Origin of the sequence: Kribbella kalugense (genome assembly GCF_004365875.1) — a bacterium.
Taxonomy (GTDB): Bacteria; Actinomycetota; Actinomycetes; order Propionibacteriales; family Kribbellaceae; genus Kribbella; species Kribbella kalugense.
On the sequence record NZ_SODF01000003.1, the window covers coordinates 1,035,254 to 1,057,953 of the forward strand.

The 22,700-nt window shown below is 68.5% G+C and carries 27 protein-coding genes; 7 read left to right on the forward strand and 20 right to left on the reverse strand.

Annotation, left to right across the window (positions count from 1 at the left end):
• Positions 1 to 49: 49 nt before the first annotated feature.
• The 7 genes from EV650_RS36430 to EV650_RS36460 form a co-directional block, all read right to left on the reverse strand.
• Positions 50 to 676, reverse strand: coding sequence for a GOLPH3/VPS74 family protein (locus tag EV650_RS36430; protein ID WP_166678395.1), 627 nt, complete (start codon positions 674 to 676; stop codon positions 50 to 52).
• 187 nt (positions 677 to 863) lie between these two features.
• Positions 864 to 1,073: a type II toxin-antitoxin system antitoxin gene (locus EV650_RS36435; protein WP_134123689.1), complete on the reverse strand. Its 210-nt coding sequence runs from the start codon at positions 1,071 to 1,073 to the stop codon at positions 864 to 866.
• Between the two features lie 13 nt (positions 1,074 to 1,086).
• Entirely contained in the window at positions 1,087 to 1,992 is a 906-nt protein-coding gene (locus EV650_RS36440) for an SPFH domain-containing protein (RefSeq protein WP_134123690.1), read from the reverse strand.
• 560 nt (positions 1,993 to 2,552) lie between these two features.
• Entirely contained in the window at positions 2,553 to 3,251 is a 699-nt protein-coding gene (locus EV650_RS36445) for an aminotransferase class IV (protein ID WP_134123691.1), read from the reverse strand.
• 12 nt (positions 3,252 to 3,263) lie between these two features.
• On the reverse strand, positions 3,264 to 4,616 hold the full coding sequence (gene pabB, locus EV650_RS36450) for an aminodeoxychorismate synthase component I (RefSeq protein ID WP_134123692.1): 1,353 nt from the start codon (positions 4,614 to 4,616) through the stop codon (positions 3,264 to 3,266).
• A 43-nt stretch (positions 4,617 to 4,659) separates the two neighbouring features.
• Entirely contained in the window at positions 4,660 to 5,439 is a 780-nt protein-coding gene (locus EV650_RS36455; protein WP_134123693.1) for a class I SAM-dependent methyltransferase, read from the reverse strand.
• A 70-nt stretch (positions 5,440 to 5,509) separates the two neighbouring features.
• Positions 5,510 to 6,223, reverse strand: a complete 714-nt coding sequence (locus tag EV650_RS36460; protein ID WP_134123948.1) for an iron-dependent transcriptional repressor DtxR — start codon at positions 6,221 to 6,223, stop codon at positions 5,510 to 5,512.
• A gap of 52 nt (positions 6,224 to 6,275) precedes the next feature.
• Here EV650_RS36460 and EV650_RS36465 point away from each other — a divergent pair, with 52 nt between their 5' ends.
• From EV650_RS36465 to EV650_RS36480, 4 genes are read left to right on the forward strand one after another with little or no spacing between them, the layout of a single operon-like run.
• The gene (locus EV650_RS36465) at positions 6,276 to 7,589 is read left to right on the forward strand and encodes a cryptochrome/photolyase family protein (protein ID WP_134123694.1); all 1,314 of its coding nucleotides are present in this window, start codon (positions 6,276 to 6,278) and stop codon (positions 7,587 to 7,589) included.
• A 56-nt stretch (positions 7,590 to 7,645) separates the two neighbouring features.
• Complete coding sequence (locus EV650_RS36470; protein WP_165549724.1) at positions 7,646 to 8,038, forward strand: GntR family transcriptional regulator; 393 nt, start codon at positions 7,646 to 7,648, stop codon at positions 8,036 to 8,038.
• Positions 8,035 to 8,913: an ABC transporter ATP-binding protein gene (locus EV650_RS36475; RefSeq protein WP_134123696.1), complete on the forward strand. Its 879-nt coding sequence runs from the start codon at positions 8,035 to 8,037 to the stop codon at positions 8,911 to 8,913. Before EV650_RS36470 ends, EV650_RS36475 begins: the two co-directional genes overlap by 4 nt.
• Complete coding sequence (locus EV650_RS36480) at positions 8,910 to 9,971, forward strand: ABC transporter permease (RefSeq protein WP_134123697.1); 1,062 nt, start codon at positions 8,910 to 8,912, stop codon at positions 9,969 to 9,971. Before EV650_RS36475 ends, EV650_RS36480 begins: the two co-directional genes overlap by 4 nt.
• Here the strand turns inward: EV650_RS36480 and EV650_RS36485 are convergent.
• The 3 genes from EV650_RS36485 to EV650_RS36495 all read right to left on the reverse strand — a co-directional run bounded on the left by EV650_RS36485 (position 9,937) and on the right by EV650_RS36495 (position 12,372).
• The gene (locus EV650_RS36485; RefSeq protein WP_238174709.1) at positions 9,937 to 11,196 is read right to left on the reverse strand and encodes an APC family permease; all 1,260 of its coding nucleotides are present in this window, start codon (positions 11,194 to 11,196) and stop codon (positions 9,937 to 9,939) included. The genes EV650_RS36480 and EV650_RS36485 overlap by 35 nt on opposite strands.
• Before the next feature lies 1 nt (position 11,197).
• Positions 11,198 to 11,737 carry an HIT family protein gene (locus tag EV650_RS36490; RefSeq protein WP_134123699.1) on the reverse strand — a complete coding sequence of 180 codons (540 nt, stop codon included), beginning with the start codon at positions 11,735 to 11,737 and terminating at the stop codon, positions 11,198 to 11,200.
• A gap of 77 nt (positions 11,738 to 11,814) precedes the next feature.
• Positions 11,815 to 12,372, reverse strand: coding sequence for a TetR/AcrR family transcriptional regulator (locus tag EV650_RS36495; protein WP_134123700.1), 558 nt, complete (start codon positions 12,370 to 12,372; stop codon positions 11,815 to 11,817).
• Between the two features lie 73 nt (positions 12,373 to 12,445).
• Between EV650_RS36495 and EV650_RS36500 the strand changes: the two genes are divergently transcribed.
• Positions 12,446 to 12,700 carry a hypothetical protein gene (locus tag EV650_RS36500; protein WP_134123701.1) on the forward strand — a complete coding sequence of 85 codons (255 nt, stop codon included), beginning with the start codon at positions 12,446 to 12,448 and terminating at the stop codon, positions 12,698 to 12,700.
• Here EV650_RS36500 and EV650_RS36505 read toward each other — a convergent pair.
• The 5 genes from EV650_RS36505 to EV650_RS36525 all read right to left on the reverse strand — a co-directional run bounded on the left by EV650_RS36505 (position 12,697) and on the right by EV650_RS36525 (position 17,342).
• Positions 12,697 to 13,536 (reverse strand): class II fructose-bisphosphate aldolase, encoded by an 840-nt coding sequence (locus EV650_RS36505; protein ID WP_134123702.1) that lies wholly within the window; start codon positions 13,534 to 13,536, stop codon positions 12,697 to 12,699. The two genes, EV650_RS36500 and EV650_RS36505, sit on opposite strands and share 4 nt — an antisense overlap.
• A gap of 11 nt (positions 13,537 to 13,547) precedes the next feature.
• Complete coding sequence (locus EV650_RS36510) at positions 13,548 to 14,462, reverse strand: 1-phosphofructokinase family hexose kinase (RefSeq protein ID WP_202875222.1); 915 nt, start codon at positions 14,460 to 14,462, stop codon at positions 13,548 to 13,550.
• Complete coding sequence (nagA, locus tag EV650_RS36515; RefSeq protein WP_134123703.1) at positions 14,450 to 15,580, reverse strand: N-acetylglucosamine-6-phosphate deacetylase; 1,131 nt, start codon at positions 15,578 to 15,580, stop codon at positions 14,450 to 14,452. The genes EV650_RS36510 and nagA overlap by 13 nt, the downstream gene beginning before the upstream one ends.
• Positions 15,577 to 16,524 (reverse strand): ROK family protein, encoded by a 948-nt coding sequence (locus tag EV650_RS36520; RefSeq protein ID WP_238174710.1) that lies wholly within the window; start codon positions 16,522 to 16,524, stop codon positions 15,577 to 15,579. Before EV650_RS36520 ends, nagA begins: the two co-directional genes overlap by 4 nt.
• A 182-nt stretch (positions 16,525 to 16,706) precedes the next feature.
• Positions 16,707 to 17,342: a TetR/AcrR family transcriptional regulator gene (locus EV650_RS36525; protein ID WP_134123704.1), complete on the reverse strand. Its 636-nt coding sequence runs from the start codon at positions 17,340 to 17,342 to the stop codon at positions 16,707 to 16,709.
• Positions 17,343 to 17,577: 235 nt separating this feature from the next.
• Between EV650_RS36525 and EV650_RS36530 the strand changes: the two genes are divergently transcribed.
• On the forward strand, positions 17,578 to 18,300 hold the full coding sequence (locus tag EV650_RS36530; RefSeq protein WP_134123705.1) for a hypothetical protein: 723 nt from the start codon (positions 17,578 to 17,580) through the stop codon (positions 18,298 to 18,300).
• Here EV650_RS36530 and EV650_RS36535 read toward each other — a convergent pair.
• The 5 genes from EV650_RS36535 to EV650_RS36555 form a co-directional block, all read right to left on the reverse strand.
• Positions 18,297 to 18,902: a CGNR zinc finger domain-containing protein gene (locus EV650_RS36535; RefSeq protein ID WP_134123706.1), complete on the reverse strand. Its 606-nt coding sequence runs from the start codon at positions 18,900 to 18,902 to the stop codon at positions 18,297 to 18,299. The genes EV650_RS36530 and EV650_RS36535 overlap by 4 nt on opposite strands.
• Positions 18,903 to 18,905: 3 nt before the next feature.
• Positions 18,906 to 19,880, reverse strand: coding sequence for an SPFH domain-containing protein (locus EV650_RS36540; RefSeq protein ID WP_134123707.1), 975 nt, complete (start codon positions 19,878 to 19,880; stop codon positions 18,906 to 18,908).
• Complete coding sequence (locus EV650_RS36545; RefSeq protein WP_238174711.1) at positions 19,880 to 20,173, reverse strand: hypothetical protein; 294 nt, start codon at positions 20,171 to 20,173, stop codon at positions 19,880 to 19,882. The genes EV650_RS36540 and EV650_RS36545 overlap by 1 nt, the downstream gene beginning before the upstream one ends.
• A gap of 327 nt (positions 20,174 to 20,500) precedes the next feature.
• Positions 20,501 to 20,917: a nuclear transport factor 2 family protein gene (locus tag EV650_RS36550; protein WP_134123708.1), complete on the reverse strand. Its 417-nt coding sequence runs from the start codon at positions 20,915 to 20,917 to the stop codon at positions 20,501 to 20,503.
• Complete coding sequence (locus EV650_RS36555) at positions 20,908 to 21,714, reverse strand: MBL fold metallo-hydrolase (RefSeq protein ID WP_134123709.1); 807 nt, start codon at positions 21,712 to 21,714, stop codon at positions 20,908 to 20,910. The genes EV650_RS36550 and EV650_RS36555 overlap by 10 nt, the downstream gene beginning before the upstream one ends.
• A gap of 55 nt (positions 21,715 to 21,769) precedes the next feature.
• Here EV650_RS36555 and EV650_RS36560 point away from each other — a divergent pair, with 55 nt between their 5' ends.
• Positions 21,770 to 22,672: a helix-turn-helix domain-containing protein gene (locus tag EV650_RS36560; RefSeq protein ID WP_134123710.1), complete on the forward strand. Its 903-nt coding sequence runs from the start codon at positions 21,770 to 21,772 to the stop codon at positions 22,670 to 22,672.
• Positions 22,673 to 22,700: the final 28 nt, after the last annotated feature.

Sequence of the window (22,700 nt, forward strand, 5' to 3'; positions counted from 1 at the left end):
CCCTCCTCGGTTCATTACTTGAGTAACGAACCGTAGCACCTGGCCAGGGTCATGCCGAGTACTGCGCCTGCTGGAGAGACTTCTTCAGAGCCGGTACGACGGGTCCGACGCGGACCGCGAGTTGCGCGAGGCGGTCCTTGTGGCGGGCACGCTGGTCCTTGGTGACGACCGTCCGCAGGTCAGCAGTGGACGCGAGCACGACGATCGAGGCGTCACGGAGGTCCACCCGGGATACCAGCCGCGAGGCCCGGAGAGTGTCATGGGCGGCCTGGAGGAGCTGGCGGCGCATGAGCGGCTGACGGACGGTGATGCGGTCGGCCGGGAAGATCCCGAGGATGCGATGCGGTTCGACCTTGATCAGGCGGGAGCGATCGAGGTCGTCCCGGACCCGGCGGACGATCGCCCCCGGCCGCCGATCGATCCAATGCCGCCACCGCCGCGGCCCCACCCCACGGACCTCCTCGAGCACCGCCGCGAGCACCGGGTCGGCCGGAGCCATCGCCCTCGTCACCCGCGCCCGACCGTCCTCGTCGACAAGGTTTCCGGACAGCTGGAGATCCACCAAGGCGGCTGCGCGCAGTACTTTCCCGAGCTTCGACCTGGCCGTCAGCCGCCCGTGCTCGGGATCGTACGCCAGCAGAAACATCCTTGCCGGCAAGGCGTCCGGAGTTTGCAAGTTGCCGAGCGCAACAACCTTCCGAGGCGGCCGCGCTGCACCGGAGCCTGATCCAGCTCCGCCCGGCCCGGCCGGACCACGGGGCACCCGAACCCCACCTCCGCGTACTCCACTTCCTACGCCACCCGCCGTTCCTCGAACAGCGGAGCCCAGCCCCACCTGACCAGCAGCAAGCACTGCGTCTTTTCTACTCATCGTCTTCCTCCTTCGGAGGGCGGCCCGGACCACGGAGTTTGCCTACGCCTTTGGGGAGCCGGCCGGCATCGGCCAGCGCCCGGCGAAGCAGGTACTCGATCTGAGCGTTGGTGCTGCGCAGGTCGTCGGCCGCCCAGCGGGCCAGAGCATCGTGCACCACGGGATCCAGCCGGAGCAGGATCTTCTTGCGTTCGACAGCCACGGCAGACGACCACTCACTGGTAGAGCGAGCCGGCGTTGACCACCGGCTGGGCGTCACGGTCGCCGCACAGCACCACCAGCAGGTTGCTGACCATGGTCGCCTTCCGCTCCTCGTCCAGCTCGACCACCTCGTGCTCGGACAGCCGATCCAGCGCCAGTTCGACCATTCCGACCGCGCCTTCGACGATCCGCTGCCGGGCCGCGACGACCGCGCCGGCCTGCTGGCGCCGCAACATCGCCTGGGCGATCTCGGGGGCGTAGGCGAGGTGGGTGATGCGGGACTCGATCACATGTACACCGGCCGCGTGCACCCGGACGCCGATCTCGGCCGACAGCTTCTCGGTGATCTCGTCGGTGCTGTCCCGGAGCGACAGCACATCGTCGTCGGTGTGTACGTCGTACGGGTAGCTGTTGGCGATGTGCCGGACGGCGGTCTCGGTCTGGATCGCGACGAACTCGACGAAGTCGTCGACCTCGAACATCGCCTGCGCGGTGTCCTCGACCTGCCAGACCACGACGGCGGCGATCTCGATCGGGTTGCCGTCGGCATCGTTGACCTTGGCAACGGCCGTTTCGTGGTTGCGGATCCGGGTCGAGACCTCACGCCGGGACGAGATCGGGTTCACCCAGCGCAGACCGTTGGTCCGAACAGTCCCGGAGTACCGCCCGAGGATCTGCAACACCCGCGCCCGGCCCGGCGAGACCGCGGTCAGCCCGGCGGCGACGATCACGCCGACGATGAACATCGCGATCCCGAGCACCACCTGTGGACCCCGGTCGTGGGTGGCACCAATGATGACCCCGGCCACCCCCGCCACCAGCAACACGAACGCCAGCAGCGCCATCGGCCATCCGTTCAGATCCCGACCCGACCGCTCGGTCACCTTCGGCGCCGGCATCTCCACCGCAACATCCACCATCACACAGCCTCCTTCTCGAATAGCTCGAAGGTAGCAAAGTGATATCACATTTACAACCCGGCTCTGCAGCTCGACAGGAGGTGTCCCGTTCGAGGAGCCGGATTGCCGGTCCGCCCAGGCGGGGAGTGGTCGACAGCAGACGTATACGTACTGTCGAGCTGCACCTAGGGCAGGCGGGTGGCGAGGGATCCAAGTACAAGCCGCGACCGCTCAACCCAGCCCGACCGTCTCAGGGGTCAACCCCCGAGCTGGACGGTTGCCCGTCCAGATTCTCAGGGGGCAAGCATCCATCTGAGGGGTTAACCCCTGAAACGAACGGCGGGGCGAGCGGGCGGCGCGGGAACGGCCCTCGGGGCGGCGGCGAGCGGTGCGGCGGCGGTCCGCGGTCGCGGCGCGGGCGGTGCGGCGGTGTGCGGCGGGGCGGTGCGGTGCGGTGCGGCGGGTGGTGCGGCGGGGCGGCGGTGCCGTGCGGCGGTGCGGTGCGGCGGGCGGTGCGGCGGTGCCGTGCGGCGGTGCGGGGCGGCGGCGCCGTGCGGCGATGCGGGGCGGCGGCGCGGGGGTTAGGGGAGGCGGGTTGCTAGGGATTCGAGGTGGGATTGCCAGGGGGTGGCTTGGGAGTTGGGGAGGGGGTCTATGGCTGAGGCGGACCAGGCGTGGATGGGGCGGATGCCGTGGAGGGCGTTGAGGAGCCAGGCCTCGGTGCTGTTCTGGAGGGCCTCGGGAGTGGCTGGGTGTTCGGAGATCTCGACGCCTTGGGTGGTGGCGATTCGGCGGAGGAGTTGGGCCGTGACGGACGGGAGGAGCGGGCGGTCGGAGGGCGGGAAGCAGAGCGTGTCGTCCTCCCACCAGGCGACGGCCGAGTACGCCGCCTCGAGCACGGTGCCGTCGGTGTCGAGCAGCAGGATCTCGTCGGCGCGGTCCGGCGCCGACTCCTTCAGCTTGCCGAGCAGCTCCAGATCGGGACCCTTCACCCGCGGCGCAGTCCGCGGATCCGGACCTTCATGTACGGCGACCCGCACGCGACCGCCGATCGGCGGCGCCGGCCTCAGCTGTACGGCGAGCTCACCCGACGCCTGCAACTCGAACCGCGGGAACCACCGCCCGAACCCGGGCAACCGCCCGACCTGCTCGTCCCAGAACCGATCCGCCGACACCCCCGCCGCGGCACACGACCGGACGAACCGGTCCCGGTGCAGCTCCAGCCCCCGAACCTTGCCATTGGCAACCAGAAACGAATCCGCCACCAGCAAACCACTCATCTCCCCACCCCTTTACCTGCGGCTCTGCCCGCCGACAGCCGCCGTTGCCTTCAGCACCATTTCGTCGTACTCCGCGACCGGGTCGGAGTCGAGCACGATCGCACCCCCGGCCCCGATCACGGTCTGGTCCGGGGTCAGCACCGCCGTCCGGATCACCACACTCAGGTCCGCCCGCCCGTCCAGGGTCAAGTAGCCGAGCGCCCCGGAGTACACGCCCCGCGCGCTCCACTCGAGCTCGTCGATGATCTGCATCGTGCGGATCTTCGGCGCACCTGTCATCGACCCCGGCGGGAAGCAGGCCCGGACCGCGTCGACCGCGGTCAGCCCGTCCCGCAACCGGCCGCGGACCGTCGTCACCAGCTGATGCATGGTCCGGTAGCTCTCGACCTCCATCAGCTGCGGCACGTTCACGGTCCCCGGCACGCTGACCCGGCCGAGGTCGTTGCGGATCAGGTCGACGATCATCAGGTTCTCGGCCCGGGTCTTGTCGTCCTCGGCCAGCGCCTTCGCCGCGAGCTGGTCCTGGGCCGGGTCGAGGTCCCGCGGCGCGGTCCCCTTGATCGGACGGCACTCGGCCCACCCGTCCGCGTCCACGGTCAGGAACCGCTCCGGCGACGAGCTCGCCACCGCCAGGTCGCCGTACCGGATGAAGGCGGCGTACGGCGCAGGGTTCGCGGACCGCTGCCAGCGGAAGAACTCGAACGGGTCCTGGACGGCCGGCAGCCGGACCCGGTTCGTCAGGTTGACCTCGTACGTCTCGCCGGCCTCGAGCTCCTCCAGACAGCGAGCGATGCCGGCGAGGTACGTCGTTCGGTCCTGCTCGAGATGCGCCTCGAGATCGAGGCTGGCGATCGCCGGCACGTCCAGGCTGCCCATCCACCAGTCGGCGGCGGCCTCGTCGGCGCGGTCCAGCCAGTCCTCGCCGGCGCCGGGTTCGTCGACCGCGACCAGGTAGGTCAGGTCGCGATCGTGGTCGATGACGACGAACCGGTTCGCCCAGATCCACAGCGCGTCCGGCGTCGTCGCCTCGTGCGCCGCCACTCCCCCGGTGAGTGCCTTCAGCTCGTACCCGAAGTACCCGACGTAGCCACCGCAGAACAGCCCGGCCAACTCGTCCGGAGGCGTCGCAGCCCGCTCCGCCACCAGCTCCTTCAGCTCGGCGAAGACATCACCGTCGGCAACATTCCTGGTGATGACCTCGGCGCCGATGCTCGTGCCCAAGACCGAGATACGTCGGGGCGAGCGGTCGGTCAGGCTGCCGTCGAGCCAGAACGCGACCGGCTCGCCGGCCAGCAGCTCGCGGTAGACCGTCTCACCGTCGAGCGCCCGGTCGAGCGTCCGGACGGACCAGCTCAGCGCACTCACCAGCACACCGTACCCAGCGTGAGCGCCGAGCGGACCCCAGCGGTCAGGAGATGGTCAAAGCGACCTTCGTGCGCATCGCCGTGATGCGGCGGATCGGGATCGCGACCTCGAGTCCGTCCTTCGATTCCGCGCGGTCCGCGAGCCAACCGGCCGCGGTGTCTCGCCGGACGTCCGGCGTACCCGGGAGGTAGAGGGCGTTCACCAGCCGCATGGCGTCGTCGCGGCTGCGGATCATGTACACGTACCGCTCCCGCTGGCTCTCCATCACGTCGAACCCGGCGTGACGGAGCTGGTCCTTCAGCTCGGTGATCTCGCCACCGGCCGGGAACTGCGGCGTCGACCGCAGCCGCGTGGTCAGACCGCTCAACGTACGGATGTCACCCCGCCGCAGCGGCCGTACGGCGGGCACGATCGCGGCCAGCACTCCGCCGCGCCGCAGTACTCGGGCCGCCTCCGCGAGCACCTCCGTGAGCGGCTGCAGGACCATCAGGCCCATCGAGCAGGTGACGACGTCGAAGACCTCGTTCGCGAACGGCAGGTGCAGCGCGTCGGCCTGCACCTTGGGTCCGGGCGCACCGGCGAGCTGGGCCGGGTTGTTGTCGACACCGACCACCCAGCGTCCGTACAGCTCGCGCGCGACCGGCCCGTTGCCGCAGGCGAGGTCGAGCACCCTGCGCGCCTCGCCGGAAACGGCGCGGACCAGCCAGCGGTACGGCGTATGGTCGCCGGCCACCGCCCGGGACAGCAGGGCCTCGGTGCTACCCGGAGCCGCGGTGTGGAACTCCCGCAGGTACTCCGGCCAGTTGATCGGATTCTCAGACATTGCGGACCGACGCTACCCGCCCGCAACCCGACGTACCGCATCGGGTGCTCAGCGTTAACGCAGCTTTGACTCAGACCAGGCTGACGAAGATGTGGCCGGCCGTCTCGTCGCTGATGACGCCACCGGCTTCGCGGCTGCCCATCAGCACGCCCTCGGCGTCCAGGGTCGAGTCGACCTCGCGGCCGGGCAGTGCGCCGGCCTTCCGCAGGATCGCCATCGCGAGGTCGTCGGTCTGCACCGGCTCGGCGATTCGCCGGACCAGCACCCGCACGCTCTCGCCGGTGGCCTGGTCGAGGACCTGGTCCAGCGGCTCGACGCCGATCCGGAACGCGCCGATGTCACTCGCCGTACCGTCCAGCTGCAGCTCCTCCAGGCCCGGGATCGGGTTGCCGTACGGCGACTCGGTCGGGTTGTCGAGGATCTTCAGCAGTCGCAGCTCGACCGCGTCACTCATCACGTGTTCCCAGCGGCAGGCCTCGGCGTGCACGTCTTCCCACTCCAGGCCGATCACGTCGACCAGCAGCCGCTCGGCCAGCCGGTGCTTGCGCATCACCCGGACGGCTTGCTTGCGACCGACGTCCGTGAGCTCCAGGTGGCGGTCGCCCTCCACCTTGATCAATCCGTCCCGTTCCATCCGGCCGACCGTCTGGCTGACCGTCGGACCGGACTGGTGCAGCCGCTCGGCAATCCGTGCCCGCAACGGCAGGATCCCCTCTTCTTCCAGCTCGTAGACGGTCCGCAGGTACATCTCGGTGGTATCGATCAGCTCGCTCACGACAACCATTCTCACCTATGTAGGCAAGCCTTACCCAATTCGCGATGGGTACAGGGGGAAGATGGGCTCGGTGACGGCTGTGATGTGGTTCCGGCGCGACCTCCGGCTGGGCGACAACCCGGCATTACTTGACGCCGTCGCCGCGGGTGGCGGGCGAGTACTCGGAGTGTTCGTACTGGATCCGTTGCTCTGGGATCGTTCCGGTGATCCACGGCGGAATCGCTTGGCCGCGTCGCTCCGCAGCCTGTCCGAATCGATCGGCGGGCGGCTCGTCGTACGGCGGGGCGATCCGGCAACCGTCGTACCGGCGATCGCGGCCGAGGTCGGGGCGGCGAGCGTGCACGTCAGCGCGGACTACGCGCCCTACGGACAACAACGCGATCAAGAAGTTGAAGCCTCATTGAAGTGTCCGCTGGTGCGGACAGGATCGCCGTACGCCGTTGCGCCGGGGCGGGTGCTCAATCAGCAGAGGCGTTCGTACCAGGTGTTCACGCCGTACTTCAAAGCGTGGTTGGCGCACGGATGGCGGCAGCCGGCGGAGGCGCCGGCGGACGTGACGTGGGTGAAGGCGTCCAGCGAGGAACTGCCGCTCGGTGCTGACGATGCGGGCGAGGGGGCGGCGCTCAAGCACTGGAAGGCGTACCTCGAGGACGTTGCGGCGTACGACGACGAGCGGGACCGGCCCGATCTGGACAGCACCTCGCGGATGTCGATTCCGTTGAAGTACGGCGAGATCCACCCGCGGACGATGCTCGCCGACCTGGCTCGCAAACGCAGCGCCGGCGCGGAGGCATACCGGCGCGAGGTGGCCTGGCGCGAGTTCTGCGCGGACCTCCTCGCGCGGCACCCGCAGGCCGCCTGGAAGCCGCTGCGTCCGGAGTTCGACAAGATGCAGTACGACGAACCCGGCGAACTGTTCGACGCATGGCGTGCGGGCCGGACCGGGTTCCCTTTCGTGGACGCCGGAATGCGACAGCTGGCCGAGACCGGGTTCATGCACAACCGGGTGCGGATGGTCGTCGCGTCGTTCCTGGTCAAGGATCTCCACGTCCATTGGCGGTTCGGCGCCCGCTGGTTCATGCGCTCGCTGCGCGACGGCGATCTCGCATCGAACGCGCTCAACTGGCAGTGGGTGGCCGGCTGCGGCGCGGACGCGGCGCCGTACTTCCGGATCTTCAACCCGGTCGGGCAGGGACTGAAGTTCGACCCCGACGGTGACTACGTCCGCCGGTGGGTGCCCGAGTTGCGGCACCTCGACGGCAAGGCCGCGCACGAGCCCTGGCGGTACGACGCCAGCGGCTACCCGGATCCGATCGTCGACCACGCCGAGGCCCGCCGCGAGGCGCTCCGCCGGTACGACGCGATGCGCTCTTGACGGAGGCTTACCTCGCAGCCCTATAGTACTAGGTAACTAGATGAATGGGGTTGGAGATGATCGAGTTCCATCTGGACGGCCGGTCGGGGGTGTCGCCGTACCAGCAGATCGTCCAGCAGGTCCGCAACGCGCTCCGGCTCGGTCTGCTGCGCGAAGGGGACCAGCTGCCGACCGTGAAGGACGTGGTCGCGGCGCTGGCGATCAACCCGAACACGGTGCTCAAGGCGTACCGCGAACTGGAGCACGAGGGCCTGGTCCAGGCCCGGCCGGGCCGCGGCACGTTCGTGACCCGCACGCTCACCGACAACACCCTCGCCGCGCACGGTCCGCTCCGGCAGGACCTCCGCCGCTGGCTCGCGAAGGCGCGCAAGGCCGGCCTCGACGACGAGAGCATCGAGGCGCTGTTCCTGACAACCTTTCGGTCCGCCGCTCAGGAGGACATAGCGTGAATACAGTGCTGCAGGCCCAGGGGTTGGGCAAGAGATACGGTCGGCGGTGGGCGTTGACCGATTGCGACTTGGAGGTTCCGGCCGGGCATGTGGTCGGGCTGGTTGGGCCTAACGGGGCGGGTAAGAGCACGCTGCTGAATCTGGCGGTCGGGATGCTGACGCCGAGTGCGGGGTCGGTCGAGGTGCTGGGAGCGGCGGCCGGGACGCAGCAGGCCAAGGTCGGGTACGTCGCTCAGGACACGCCGACGTACGCCCGGTTGAGTGTCGCGGATCATCTCCGGCTCGGTGCGCGACTCAATCCCGCGTGGGACGAATCCCTTGCCCAGCGACGACTTCAGCACTTGAAATTCGATCCGAAGCAGCGCGCGGGCAAGCTGTCCGGTGGTCAGCGAGCCCAGCTCGCGCTCACCCTCGGCCTGGCCAAGCGACCCGAACTGCTGATCCTCGACGAGCCGGTCGCCGCACTCGATCCGCTAGCTCGGCGTGAGTTCCTGCAGGACCTGATGGAGGCGGTCGCCGAACAAGAGCTCAGCGTCTTGCTGTCCTCGCACCTCGTCTCCGACGTGGAACGCGCCTGCGACTACCTGATCGTCCTCGTGGACTCCCGGGTGCAGGTCAGCGGCGAGATCGACACGTTGCTGGCAACACACTTCCGGCTGACCGGTCCGCGGCGCGATCCGAAGGACCTGCCGCGCGACCAGCACGTCGTGACCGAGAGCCACACCGACCGGCAGTCGACGTACCTGATCCGGACCGAGAAACCGATCCTCGATCCGGCCTGGAACGTCACCCAACTCACGCTCGAGGATCTCGTGCTGGCCTACATGGGCCGCGACGTCCAGCCGGAGCGTCCCGTGCTGGAGGTGCAGCGATGATCTGGTTGACCTGGCGACAGTTCCGCGTCCAGTTCCTGGTGGTCGCGTCGGTGATCCTGGCCGCCGCGATCGTCCTCGCCCTCAAGGGACCGGGACTCGCCGACGAGTACCGGCAGCTCACGACCCAATTCATCCAGAACCTCGCGTTCCAGCGCCTCAACCCCCTGCTGTACGTCGTCGGTCAGGTGATGCTGTACGCCGTACCTCCGGTGATCGGAGCGTTCTGGGGCGCACCGCTGATCGCGCGCGAACTCGAGACCGGGACGCACCGGCTGGTCTGGAGCCAGAGCATCTCCCGGTCGCGCTGGCTCGCGACGAAGGTCGGAGTCACCGGCCTCACCGCGATCGCGATCACCGGCCTGCTCAGCCTCGCCGTCACCTGGTGGGCCGATCCGATCGACAAGGCGATCAACGCCGGGCAGGACTCGAACACCTACCTACCGCGGATGTTCCCGCCGGTCTTCTCCGCGCGCGGGCTGGTCCCGGTCGGGTACGCGGCCTTCGCCTTCGCTCTCGGGGTCGCGGTGGGTCTGCTGGTACGCCGTACCGTGGTCGCGCTCGCGGTCACCCTGGCGGCCGTGATCCTGGTGGAGATCCTCGCACCGCACTTCATCCGGCCGCACCTGCTCGCGCCGACGGAGCAGTACATCGTCGTGACGTCCGACAACATCCGGGGCTTCGGGCTCAGCGGCGACGGGCCGAATCCACGGGTGGTGATGATCGAGGTCGCGTCCGGAGCGGTCGGCGGCTGGAAGCTGTCCGACACGACCGTGAATAAGGCCGGCAAGAAGGTGGGCCTGCCGAACTGGGTGGTCGACTGTGCGCCGCGGCCCCCGGGCGGGTCGGACGGCGCCACCGTGTCGAGCCGGGGCGCCGTGTCGGCGAAGGCGGCCGCCTGTTACCAGCGGCTGGCCGACGAAGGGTACCGGCAGCACATCAAGTACTTCACTGCCGACAAGTTCTGGCCGCTGCAATGGCGGGAGTTCGGGTTCTTCCTGCTGCTGGCGTTGGCGCTGACCGGGTTCAGTTTCTGGCGGATCCGGCGCGACCTGTCCTGAAACGCCGTACCAGCAGGGCTGCGGCGAGGAGAGCCGCGGCGACGACGGCCGACGTCCACGGCAGCGTGACTGCGAGGACGAGGCAACCAGTCAGGCCGATCACGTTGACGGCGCGAGGCCAGCGACGTTGATCGGCCGGCTGGGTGAAGGCCGAGGCGTTCGCAATCGCGTAGTACAGCAGGACACCGAACGACGAGAAGCCGATCACGCCGCGCAGGTCGGTAGTGAGGACGAGTACGCCGACGACCGCGGCGAGTGCGAGCTCGGCGTGGTGCGGGACCTGGTAGCGGGGATGTACGGCGGCCAGCCAGCTGGGCAAGTCCCGGTTGCGGGCCATGGCGAGCGTGGTACGGCCGACGCCGGCGATCAAGGCGAGCAGTGCGCCGAGGCTGGCGAGCGCGGCACCGATCCGGACGACCGGTACCGCCCAGGCCGCACCGACCCCGTCGACTGCGGCTGCGAGGGGCGCCGCGGTCGACGCGGGGTCGCCGGTCCTCAACAGCGCAAGGGCGACGGCGAAGTAGATGCCGATGGCAATGATCAGCGCGACGGTGATGGCGCGGGGAATGGTCCTGGCCGGCTCGCGGACCTCCTCCCCCATGGTCGCGATCCGCGCGTAGCCGGCGAACGCGAAGAAGAGCAGTCCGGCCGACTGCAGGACGCCGTACGCCGAGGTGCCGGTGGAGGCGTGGTGATGGGGCTCACCGGTGTAGAGCAGGATCAGTACGAGGGCGAGTACGGCGAGGGTGCAGGTGACGAGGATCCTGGTCAGGCGAGCTGTCTTGGTCACTCCTCGGAGGTTCACCGCAGCCAGGCCCAGGACCGCCACCAACGCCACCAAACGCCTCAACCAGTCGATGTCCGTGACGTAGGTTGCGAAGGTCAGCGCCATCGCCGCACACGACGCGGTCTTTCCGATGACGAAGCACCAGCCCGCGGCGAACCCCCACCACTCCCCTAATCGCTCACGTCCATATACATAGGTCCCACCCGAGACCGGGTACACCGCCGCCAGTTGCGCGGAGGACACTGCGTTGCAATAGGCAACGACTGCCGCGATCCCGAGTCCGATCAGCAACCCGGATCCGGCGGCGCGCGCGGCCGGCGACCAGACCGCGAACACGCCGGCACCAACCATCGACCCCAGCCCGATCACTACCGCGTCGCCGACTCCCAGCCGCCGAGCGAGACCGGGGCCGCTCGGCGCGGGCTGGGGCGAGTTCAAGTCAGTGATCCGTCGCCAGCGCCGTGGCGATCTTTCGCTCGGCATCGGCGACGACCTCCTTCGGGGCTTCTGGCAGGACGTTGGCCCACACGGCCAGCATCTCCCGCTTGGCCTCGAGCATGCCCAACGGCCGCGGGTAGAACCACACGTGGAAATGGGCCGAACCGTCGCCCCAACGATAGACATGCACCCGGGCGATGTCGCCGAGCGCGAGGATGGCCCGCTCGACCCGTGCGACCATCGGCCCGTAACTGCGTGCGAGGCCGTCCGGCAGATCGGCGAAGGAGTCGTGGTGGGCCCGGCTGGTCAGCCAGACCACGCCGGGGATGGTGACTCCGGTCGCCCGGCACAGCGCCCAGTCGTCGTCGTACCAGAGCGGCTTGTCCTCGGCGGGCAGAGAGTCCGCGGCGTCGTCCAGGCCGGACAGCCAGCCGCACAGTCCGCAGGGATCCCCGCCGGGCTCGCCGACGCGCGGCGGTTCGGGGATCACCCTGGGCTGCGGGTCGAGCTGGGTCAGCGGTTCGGCGTACGGAAGTGTCATGGCGGCCTCCATCGCGGCAGCAGGAGATGATGGCCTCAATGAAACACGACTGTTGCAGTTTGTGCAACAGGCATGTTTCAGGCCTCGAGCACGCCGCGGAGCACCAGGTCGAGGGTGAGCCGCCGGGTCCGGGACCGCGACCAGTGATGCCGGCCGCGCATGTGCACGTAGGTGAAGGCCGCCGAGACCATCAGCACCTCGGCCACATCGCTGACCCGGCCGTGCGGATGCAGCGTGCCGTCCGTCTCGCCCTCGCGCAGAAACCGCTCGAACGGGTCGAGGAACGACACCGGCCCGTTGCGCGCCTGCTCCTGGTGGAACACCAGATCCGACGACAGCATCAGCGGCAGATGCCGGTCGATCACGTCGAACAGCGCCTCCAGCGTCCGGATCAGGCCCTCACGGCCGGTGCCGGAGCCGGCCAGCACCGGCCACATCGTGTCCCGGTAGTCGTCGGCCAGCGCATCCAGCAGCGAACTCAGCAGCGCCTCGACGGTCAGTCCCTGCCGCCACAGCGTGACCCGGGACCGGCCGACCTTCTCCGCGACCCGCTCCAGCGTCACGCCGGCCCAGCCGTACTCGGCCAGGACGGCGATGGCCGCCGTCCGCAGCGTCTCGTCCACCGCCACCGTCATCGCGATCCCTCACCTCTTGTGCAACATGGTCGTTGCACTGCACCATGACTGTATCAACCCTCGAGGAGGCCGTGTGGACAGCAGGACCGAGCTCCGGGTGCAGTTCACCGATCAGGAACTGGCCGGGCTGACAGCACTCGCCGCCGGGCTGCGAGGAGTGGCCGAGGCCGACCTGTCCGAGGAGGACGCGCTGGTCGCGGCGGTGGAGATGGCCCTCACCCGGTTGATCGACGATTTCGAGGTCCCCGATCCGACGACCCGCGAGCAGGTTCAGGTCGCCCGCGACGACCTGCGCGCGCACTGGATCCGGGGCAGCGCCGGGATCTAGGCCGTCGCCTTCAGCACACCGAGCAGGCGCGCGACCTCCGCCGCTACCGCGTCGCGGGCCGGGCCAAGGTATTTGCGGGTGTCGACGAGTTTTGGGTTCTCGGTGAGGACCTGGCGGACCTTGTCGGTGAAGACGTTGTTGAGGTGGGTGGCGATGTTGACCTTGGTCATGCCGGCCTCAACTGCCCGGGTGAGGTCGGGGTCCGCGACGCCGGAGGAGCCGTGCAGGACGAGTGGTACTGCGACGGCTTCGTGGAGGCGGGTGATGAGGTCGAAGTCGAGCGTCGCCGTACGTTCGGTCATCGCGTGCGAGGACCCGACCGCGACCGCGAGCGCGTCGACCCCGGTGGCCTCGGCGAAGGCGACGGCCTCGTCCGGACGGGTGCGGGCGCCGGGCGCGTGGACGCCGTCCTTCCCGCCGACCTCACCGATCTCGGCCTCGACGAAGACGCCGTGGTCGTGGCAGAAGGCAGTCACCTCGGTGGTGGCCGCGACGTTGTCGGCGTACTCGAGCTTGGACCCGTCGTACATGACCGACGTGAACCCGAGCGCGACGGCCTCGTTGACCAGGTCGCGATCCATCGCGTGATCAAGGTGTACGACGACCGGCACCGAAGCGGCCGCCGCGGCGGCCAGCGTCGCGACCCCGATCGGCTTGAGCGCTCCGTGGTACTTCACCGCGTTCTCACTGATCTGCAGGATCACCGGTGCACCGACCTGCTCGGCACCCGCGATCAGCGCGGTCGCGTGCTCCAGCTGGATCACGTTGAACGCACCGACACCACGACCGGCCTTGGCAGCGGCCAGCACGACCTCGGCCCCAGAGACCAACGGCATGAGAACTCCTTCTAATTAACGGTTACCTGAGGCTGCCAGCGCCGGTAGGCGGCCAGGTCGATGTCTCCGGCAACGGGTGTCAGCACGGCCGCGGCGGATGCGGCGACGGCGGACTTGAGTACGACGGACCAGTCGGGCTCCGGCGATTCCGCGACGGCCGCCGCGACCACCGCCGTACAGGCATCGCCTGCACCGGTTGGGTTACCGCTCACCGTCTCGACCGGCAGCGCGCGCCACACACCTTTATTGCTGGCAGCAACCATTCCGCGCGGCCCGTCGGTGATCACGGCTGCGGTCGCACCAAGCGCGACCAGTTCCGACGCGCCTTCCTCGACCTCGGCGTCGCCCACTGCTGCACGCAGTTCGGCCGCGTTTGCCCGCACCACTGCACCGGTCTTCGCTGCCGCGGTCAACGCAGGACCACCGGCATCGATGACGGACAGTACGTCGTGATGGCGCGCCCGTACCGCGATCTCGGCGTACGCATCGGCCGGCAACCCCGGCGGCAGACTGCCCGAGCATGCCAGCACGCCCAGCCGACCCCACGGCATCCGATCCAGCAACGCGCGCCACTCGTCCCCGGTGACCGACGGCCCGGCCTCGTTGAAGATCGTCGCGTCCCCGTCCGCTCCGTTGACGATGGCAACGGTACGGCGGGTTTCACCGGCGATCGGAGTCAGCAGCGCGGTCAGTCCGGCGTCGAACAACTCCTCGGCGACCAGCTCACCGGTGACACCACCGACGAACCCGAGCACCAGCACCTGATGCCCGAGCGTCGCCGCGACCCGCGCGACGTTCACACCCTTGCCGCCGGCGCGCCGGCGGATCCGGTCGACGCGATGGCTCCCGCCGACCCGCAGTTCGTCGACCTCGTAGGTGACGTCCAGCGCCAGGTTGAGGGTGACGGTTCCGATCAGTCCAGCCACGACCCGGCCCGCATCACCTTCTGCACGACGTACTCGTCGTCGAACAGCACCAGGTCCGCCCGCTTCCCGGTCTCGATCGAGCCGACGTCGTACCAGCCGAAGGTCTGTGCCGGGGTCGTCGACGCCATCCGCGACGCGTCCACCAGCGAGACTCCGGCCTGCACCGCGTTGCGGTAGGCAACGTCCATGGTCAGCGTGCTGCCGGCGATCGAATGCGTGCCGTGGGCAAGCGTCGCCAGGCCGTCCTTGACGTCGACCTCGAGGTTGCCGATCTTGTAGCGGCCGTTGCCCATCCCGGTCGCCTCCATCGCGTCGGTGATCAGCGCGATCCGGTTCACCCCGGCGGCGGCGAGCGCGACCCGGACCACCTGCGGGTCCAGGTGCATGCCGTCGTTGATCACTTCCAGCAGCAGCCGGTCGTCGTTCAGCGCGGCGCCGACCGGACCGGGATCGCGGTGGTGGAACGGCCGCATCCCGTTGAACAAGTGCGTCGCCACGGTCGCGCCGGCATCCGCCCCGGCGACCATCTGCTCGTACGTCGCGTCCGTGTGCCCGAGCGCCGCGATCGCACCCGCGTCGACGACCTGGCGGATCGCTTCCAGCCCGTTCTCGAGCTCCGGCGCGATCGTCACCATCTTCACCGCGTCGCTGAGGACCTTGGCCACATCGTCCTTGAGCGGCGGCCGGAGCAGCGAAGGATCATGCGCACCACACCGCGCCTTGGACAGAAACGGTCCCTCAAGATGTACGCCGGCAATGACCCCGTCGGCGATCAGCTCAGCCAGACAAGCCGTCTGCGAGACGAGCACGTCGAGCGGCGAGGTGACCAGACTGGCCAGCGTGGTCGTCGTACCGTGCTTGCCATGGAAGGCCGCGACCTTGCGCGCCTCCTCCGGATCGGTGGTCGAGTACGTCGACCCGCCGCCACCGTGGGTGTGGATGTCGACGAACCCAGGAACGACGGTCACGTCACCGAGATCCTCAGGACGCTTGCCGTCGGCCGGCATCCCCTCGGATCGGCGACCGAACGCGTGGATGTCCTCGTCGACCACCTGGATCCAGGCGTTCTCGAGAACATCGTCCGGCGTGACCACCCGGCCGACCCGGTACGTCGTCATTCCTGTCCCTCCCCATCGGCGGTGACGCTGTCCCAGGCCATCTGGGCGGCGCCGAGCATGCCCGCCTCGTCGCCCAGCACCGCGGCCACGATCTCCGGCTCGCGCTGGAACGTCAGGCGCTCGTGCACACCTTCGCGCAAGGGCTGCAGAAGGGTCTCACCGGCCCCGATCAGACCGCCGCCGATCGCGATCCGGGTCGGCGCGACCAGGGTCGTGTAGAGGACCAGGGCGTCGATCAGGAAGGTCAGCGCGTCCTTCCAGACCTGTGCGGCGTCCGGGTCTCCGGCAGCCAGCAGCTCCATCACCTCGCGGGCACCGTCCACGGTCCGTCCGGTGCGAGTGGAGTATCGCCTGGCGATGGCGGCAGCGGAAGCGACCGTCTCGAGGCAACCCCACTGGCCGCAGGCGCAGAGTTCGGCGGCATCGCCGTAGATGAACTTCGAGTGGCCGAGCTCACCGGCGTACCCGTCGCCGCTGACCAGCGAGCCGTCGACGACCATCGCGGCCGCGATACCGGTGCCGAGCGGGAGGAACATCGAGTTCGTGGTGCCGGCCAGGGCGCCTTGACGCAACTCGGCGTACCCGCCGGCGCGGACGTCGTGGGCGAGCACGATCGGGATGTCCTCACCGATCGCTGCCTTGAGCTCGGCGAAGACCGGCGTACGGACCCACTCCAGGTTCTCGGCGCCGACGGTGCCGTTCTCGGCGTCGATGACCCCGGGTACGACGACACCGATCGCACGCACCCGGTGACCGTCGGCAGTCGCCTTCTGGCTCAGCTCGACGACGGTCTCGAGCAGCGCGTCGAGCACGGCACGGCCCCCAGCGTCCCGGGGAGTAGGCCTGGTCTCGCGGTGCAGCAGGGCACCGTCGGCGGCGACCAGGCCGCACTTCATCCGGGTTCCACCGAGGTCGACGGCAACCACGACTTCACAGGGGTCCACGGAGCGCCATTATGCAGCGTTACCCGGCGGTCCGAACATCCATGAGCAAAACACGGACAAATGTCACCCAGACCACTGCTCAGACCAGTGCCCAGATCAGTGCCCAGACTTTGGCCCAGATGAGGGCTCCGAGTGGCCGGGAAGCCGCGGGCAGGTATCCACGGTTTCCAGACCTCGTCGAGCTACGGGCGCAGGCCGCGATCGAACGCCGCGACCAGAAATGCGACCAGGTTCTCGGCCAGCTTGCCGGGATCCTCCGGGTCTCCCACGCCGGCGGCACCCGGCGTCGGGGACAACGCTTGCGACTGATGCAGGGCCAGCAGGCCGAGCATGTTCACGTACCCGAACGCGACCGCCTCCGGCGATGCCTGCGGCAACGCCCGTTGCAGCGCGGCCAGGTAGCGGCGCTCGATCGGATCCGACTCGGTCGCGTACAGCTCCCGGATCCGCTTGCTCGGATCGAACGCGATCCGGCCGATGAACCGCGCGACCACAGCGCCGCGTTCACCACGGCGCAGTACCAGCTCCAGCCCGGGCTCGATGAAAGCCCGGATCAGTTCCTCCGGCGTCGGCGGCCCGCCGGCCTCCAACTGGTCCAGCCGGCGCCGCCGTTCGGTGTTGACCGGCGCCATCGCCCGCGCCACGGCTGCCCGCAGCAGGGCTTCCTTGGAACCGAAGTGGTAGTTCACCGCGGCGATGTTCGCGGCTGCCGCGACCGTGATGGCCCGCAGCGACGTTCCTTCGTAACCCCCTTCACCAAATCGCTGTTCGGCGACGTTGAGCAATCTCTCCCTGGTCGTTTCGACCGGTGTTTCCACTAGTTCTCCTTCCCCCCAGCTACCGCGCGCCCAGGCACCCCACCTGCTCACGCGCAGTAGCCTGCAGTCAGCATAGTTCAAACGGTCGTTTGAACTGGAGGGCTCAGCTCAGTTGTCTGCGAGAAATCCTCAGATTTCTCTGAAACCCTTTCCTTCCCCTGTTCACGCGGCTCACACCTCATCACGCGTTGTGCTCGGACGAGTGATTCTCGTTAGTGGATTAGTGTTCTGGGCCATGAGCTTTGTGCGGGTCGAGCATCGATTCCAGGGTCCGGAGCGATCCGGCAACGGCGGATACGTGGCCGGTTTGCTAGGTACTGCGCTTGCACCCGAGCTCGACTCCGCATTAGTGCCGAAGGTGACATTGCGAATGCCGCCGCCATTGGAGAAGGAGCTGGCTCTCGCGGCCGGCGACACTGGCGCGAAACTCACGGACGGTGATGCAGTGGTCGCGGAAGCGATCCCGGTGGACGCTGATTTCCTCACCGACGCGACGATCGATCCGGTGTTGCCGGACGAGGCGCGCGCAGCAGAGGCGTCGTACCGCGGGCTGAACGACCATCCGTTTCCGACCTGCTTCGTCTGCGGGCCTGCGAACCAGAGCGGTCTGCAACTCAAACCTGGACCGATCGGCGACGGGCGTACGGCGTGCACCTGGACGCCGGCCGCTGATCTCGCCACCAACGGCTTGGTCGACGAGCTGTTCCTCTGGGCAGCGCTCGACTGCCCCGGCGGCTGGACGATCGACCTCGAGGGCAGGCCATCGGTGCTCGGCCAGCTGACCGCATGCATCGACGCGCGACCGCAGGCCGGCGAGGAATGCGTCGCGCTCGGCCGCTATCTCGGCGAGGACGGCCGCAAGACGTTCACCGCCAGCACCCTGTACGACGCCGACGGCCGCGTGCTCGCTCGCGCGAAGCACACCTGGATCACCGTCGACCCAGCTGCCTTCAACTAGCGAACGCGGGCCGCGTGGGCCCGGACCTTCGCGCGGTTGCCACAGGTCGCCATCGAGCACCACCGCCGACGGCCACGCGGATCAAGGAACAGCCAGCCGCAGGACGGGCAGGTCCGCACATGGTCGCGAGACGGGCTGGTGAGCAGCTCACCGGCGAGCAGTGCGAGGTTGTGGAGCGGGAGCGCGAGGTCCTCACGCAGTTCCCAGGTCAGCTCGTCATCCGTTCGCACCAGCCGCCGCCGGCCGGAGGCCTTCTCGATGAGCCGGGCCGCGGCTTCGAAGGTGCTCTCAGTCGCCTGGCCGGTCAGGACGTCGTACAGATCGACCCGGAAGTCCAGCGTGGCCTGGAGCCGCCGCGTGACCTCTGTGGGGCTACTGCCGGTCTGCTCGATCAGCCGGAACACGGTCGCCGGCGACAGCAGGCCGATGTACGAGTTCCAGATCAGGAAGGCCTCGTACGACGTCAGCCACTCGGTCCGGGCGGGGCCACCGTTGGTCCACTCGGACCGAGTGTTGACGAAGTCGAGCACCGGGTGCGCGCCGACCGGCTTGGGCAGGACGACGCCCTGCACAAGCTCTAGATGCGACGGCAGCCCGGTCATGCTTTACCGGGGTGGTTCGGTTGTGGTGGTGGCGGACGGCGTCGGCACCGGGATGCTGACGTTGCCGTTCTGCGGGATGACCATGAACTGGATCTTGCCCGATTCGATCGCGGTCTTCAGCAGGTAGCCGTTCGCGCCGAGCATCGCGACCTGCTGCTTGACCGACTGCAGCTCGACGTTCACCTGCTGGTTCTTCTGCTCCTGGGTCGCCTTCGCCAGCTCGGCCCGCTGCTTGGCCTCCAGGCCGTCGATGATGCCCTTGTCCAGCGGCATCGGCTTCTGGATCGTGAACGACAGCTCACCGCAGTCGTTGCTGCCGTTGTAGCCCGGGCCGCAGAAGTAGTCGCCGCCGACGGCGGCCGGCAGCAGCCGGGTGAACTCCTTGGCCGCCGCGCTCTGGAACGCGGACTTCTTCGCCTCGTTGTTGTAGAGCTCGGCCCAGTTGTAGTTCGTCGCCACCGCGGACAGCGCGCGGTCGATCTGTGGGCGGAAGTAGCTCTGCAGCATGTCGTTCCAGCCGCTCTCCTCGTACGCCTCGGTCTTCAGGCCGATCCGCTCATGGAAGGACTTGATCACGTCCTTGTCCCGGTTCAGCGTGAAGTACACCTGCACCCGGACGCCGAGCCGGACGTTGTCCTTGCTGACCACGGTGACCTCGTCGGCCGCGTCGGTGTCCGCGCCGTCGCCACCGATGATGTACGAGCGCTGGTCGATCGGGTAGGTGTAGAGGGTGTCGCCGGGGCCGATCAGCTTGTTCGTCGAGCCCGGCGGGACGATCGACTTGAACTTCTTGTCCTCGATCACACCGCCGCCGTAGTGCAGGCCGATCCGGTTCGCGTCGGTGTTCGCGAAGTTGAAGATGTTGGCCAGCAGGATGATCACCAGTACGACGAGGATGATGCCGCCGATCACCTTCGCCTTGACGCTGCCACCACCCTTGGGCTTGATCGCGGCGGCTGCGTTCCCCAGTTTCACCATCAGTCGTCGAGCTCCTTGCTACGTTCCACCAAGCGCCGTACGTCGGCGAGGGTCAGGTCGGCGGTGACCGCGACGTCGCGCGGCACCGACGGATGCGAGCTGAGCGTACGCAGGCCCTGCTCGGCAGCCGCGACCGCCCGCTCGAGCGCCCTGACCTCCTGCATCAGTGCCCGGTGCTCGGCATTGACCTCGGCCAAGGCCTGCTCTGCCTGGGCGGCCCGGCGGTACGACGCCCACGCCCACCAGGCGGTTCCGACCAGCAAGACGATCACCGGCAGCCCGAGTCTGATCATGGCTCCGATTGTCGTGCATCCCTGGGTGCGGTGTTCGTCCTCAGTGAAAAACGGTTGAACCGTTGACCGGCTGACAGTAAGTTCTGAGTACACGCGAAGGGAGGTGGTCCAACGCATGAATTGCTATCGGACTCGTGAGGTGGCGGCGGGCTAACCGCCAACCACAGTTTGTGGGCAAGTGGTCGGCCGAAACCAACGCCAGCCACCGGGCCCGCGGGTAGTCAGGACAGTCCGCCTGACCCTGAGTTCGGCCACCCGGTCGTGTCTCTGGAAGCGCCCGCGGGCTTTTTTCTTTGTACCGCCGGTTTCTTTGTACCGCCGGCAGCCTCAGGTTGCGGCATCGCGGACGAGCGCGGTGTCGACGAACTGCTCGAACCTGACGATGAGTCCGCCGCGGACCACGAAGTGATGGGCCACCCGGACAGCCAGTGGCTTGCCGGTCATCCGATGCCGCGCGGTGTAGCGAGCCAGGACGACGACGTTCTCGCCCTCGACGACGTACGTGTCGTCGTGGGCGGCCCAGCCCTCCCACTCCACGGCGAGCTTCTCCATGATATTCGCGGTCACCCCCTCAGGAGTGCGGTAGGTGCCGGCCAGTGGGAACCCGGCCATCTCGGTCCATTCCACGTCCGGAGCCAGAGTCGCGCGGAGCGCCTCGAGGTCACCCGCCGCCGAGGCCAGGTACTGGCGTCGTACCACGTCCGCCGGGGCGAACTCCGGGTTCGATCCGGGGTTCAGCCCCACGTCATCTCCCCCTTGGCGACCTTGGTACCGAGGCCCGCAGCAATCTGTAGCCCGGCGTCCGGATAAGCCGCCAGCAAGGACGCTTCGGCCTCGGCCGCGTCCGCGGATGCGGCGATCGTCTTCTCGAAGAGCTCTAGATACTCGCGGGTGTGGGTGATGGCGGTCAGGTCAGTCGGAGCGCCGGCGACCCGGTGACCCGCGACGACGTAGGCCGGAGCGAGAGCCTCCAGGTCGTTCAGCACCCGGATCCACTCGGCCCTGAGCTCCGGGGTGGCGCTGTCCGCGGTCCACACGTGCAAACCCTCGAACAGCAGGACGCCGCCGACCAGCGAACGTGATGCGGGCTCGAACAAGTACCACGACCGGTCGCCGAGCAGATCGCTGCCGCGGTGCACCTCGATCGTCGTCCCGTCCACGCTGAGCGCAGGCTCGATGAGGGTGGCGATGTCGACCAAGCGCGTGGGCAGGTTCTGGCCGAGGTGAGCCCATGCCTGGAGCTTGCCCTGATAGCTGTGCCGGATGTGCTCGATCACATCGGCCGGGGCCACGAAGACTGCCTCGGGAAAGGCGTCGGCGATGACCTCGGCACCGAAGTAGAAGTCAGGGTCGCCCGCGGTGATCACCACGGTCGTGAGCCGAGTACCCGCATCGAGCACCTCGGCGACGATCCGGTGGCCGTCAGCGCGGGTGAAGGCCGCGTCGACCACCAGGGCCTCGGACTCGCCGGTGACGAGCACGCTGGTCTTGTTCAGCGACGTGTCCGCCGCGTCGATGACGGTGAACGTAAGATTTGACATGCCGGTAACGCTAGGCCGGAGGCCACCGATTCTCACGGTCAGGACGGGAACCCAGATGGTGAAAACAGGACATTCCGCCATTCGGCGCGTCCGGTTCCTGCCTCCGGCCCGGAGCGTGGGCGACATCGAGGTGAACACGCTGAAAGGCATCCGTGACCGCGGCGGACCGGATGAGTTCCTCACCCCGCAGCGCCTCGACTTCGACCTGCTGCTGCACCTCGAGCGCGGCGCCGCCGTGCACACGGTCGACTTCACCGACTACCCCTTGCGCCCGGGCGACGTCTTGTGGGTGCGCGCCGGCCAGGTCCACCGTTGGGGCGCGATCGGGAACATCGAGGGGCCGGTGATCATGTTCGGCCCGCACATGGTCGACAAGCACACCCGCGACGTCATCCGATCGCACCAGGTCCGCCCGCAGAGCTACTGGCCCGCTTCCGAACTCGCAGACTCGCCGGTCCCGCGAGCCCTCGACCTGCTCACCATCAGCGCCGGTCCCCGCGCAAGCGAACAGAACGACCTGCGCCAAGCCGCCCTTGCGCACGGACTCGCCTCGCTCCTGGTCCAGCTGACCCTCGTCGGGCCACCCGGCGGCATGCCGCCGACGCCGCCGACCCACGAGGTCTATGGCTGGTTCCGCGACCACATCGAGGAGCACTTCCACCACTGGCACACTGTCAGCGAGTACGCCGACCGGCTGGGGTACTCCGCCCGCACCCTCAACCGACTCGCCCGACTGAACACCGGCCTGTCCGCCAAGGAGCTCATCGACGAACGCGTCGTGCTCGAGGCCAAGCGCCAACTCAGTCACGGTGACGCCTCCGTGGCCGAGATTGCCGAGGAACTCGGCTTCGACGACGCCTCGAACTTCTCGTCGTACTTCCGTCGGCAGACCCAGATGACCCCCGGCACCTTCCGGACCCGGAGCCGCGTGGGTAACCCAACGGCGCCGGCAGGTTGAGAAGACCGATGGGACTCGCCGCAGGCTG

Excerpts from the sequence above, each read along its gene's own strand:
- EV650_RS36505 (WP_134123702.1), bottom strand. The coding sequence starts at position 13,536 with ATGCCGTTGGTCTCTGGGGCCGAGGTCGTGCTGGCCGCTGCCAAGGCC.
- EV650_RS36470 (WP_165549724.1), top strand. The coding sequence starts at position 7,646 with ATGATCGAGTTCCATCTGGACGGCCGGTCGGGGGTGTCGCCGTACCAG.
- EV650_RS36440 (WP_134123690.1), bottom strand. The coding sequence starts at position 1,992 with ATGGTGGATGTTGCGGTGGAGATGCCGGCGCCGAAGGTGACCGAGCGG.
- EV650_RS36480 (WP_134123697.1), top strand. The coding sequence starts at position 8,910 with ATGATCTGGTTGACCTGGCGACAGTTCCGCGTCCAGTTCCTGGTGGTC.
- EV650_RS36455 (WP_134123693.1), bottom strand. The coding sequence starts at position 5,439 with ATGTCTGAGAATCCGATCAACTGGCCGGAGTACCTGCGGGAGTTCCAC.
- EV650_RS36445 (WP_134123691.1), bottom strand. The coding sequence starts at position 3,251 with ATGAGTGGTTTGCTGGTGGCGGATTCGTTTCTGGTTGCCAATGGCAAG.
- EV650_RS36495 (WP_134123700.1), bottom strand. The coding sequence starts at position 12,372 with ATGACGGTGGCGGTGGACGAGACGCTGCGGACGGCGGCCATCGCCGTC.
- EV650_RS36465 (WP_134123694.1), top strand. The coding sequence starts at position 6,276 with ATGGGCTCGGTGACGGCTGTGATGTGGTTCCGGCGCGACCTCCGGCTG.
- EV650_RS36540 (WP_134123707.1), bottom strand. The coding sequence starts at position 19,880 with ATGGTGAAACTGGGGAACGCAGCCGCCGCGATCAAGCCCAAGGGTGGT.
- EV650_RS36535 (WP_134123706.1), bottom strand. The coding sequence starts at position 18,902 with ATGACCGGGCTGCCGTCGCATCTAGAGCTTGTGCAGGGCGTCGTCCTG.
- EV650_RS36560 (WP_134123710.1), top strand. The coding sequence starts at position 21,770 with ATGGTGAAAACAGGACATTCCGCCATTCGGCGCGTCCGGTTCCTGCCT.
- EV650_RS36530 (WP_134123705.1), top strand. The coding sequence starts at position 17,578 with ATGAGCTTTGTGCGGGTCGAGCATCGATTCCAGGGTCCGGAGCGATCC.
- EV650_RS36490 (WP_134123699.1), bottom strand. The coding sequence starts at position 11,737 with ATGACACTTCCGTACGCCGAACCGCTGACCCAGCTCGACCCGCAGCCC.
- EV650_RS36555 (WP_134123709.1), bottom strand. The coding sequence starts at position 21,714 with ATGTCAAATCTTACGTTCACCGTCATCGACGCGGCGGACACGTCGCTG.
- EV650_RS36545 (WP_238174711.1), bottom strand. The coding sequence starts at position 20,173 with ATGATCAGACTCGGGCTGCCGGTGATCGTCTTGCTGGTCGGAACCGCC.
- EV650_RS36460 (WP_134123948.1), bottom strand. The coding sequence starts at position 6,223 with ATGGTTGTCGTGAGCGAGCTGATCGATACCACCGAGATGTACCTGCGG.
- nagA (WP_134123703.1), bottom strand. The coding sequence starts at position 15,580 with ATGACGACGTACCGGGTCGGCCGGGTGGTCACGCCGGACGATGTTCTC.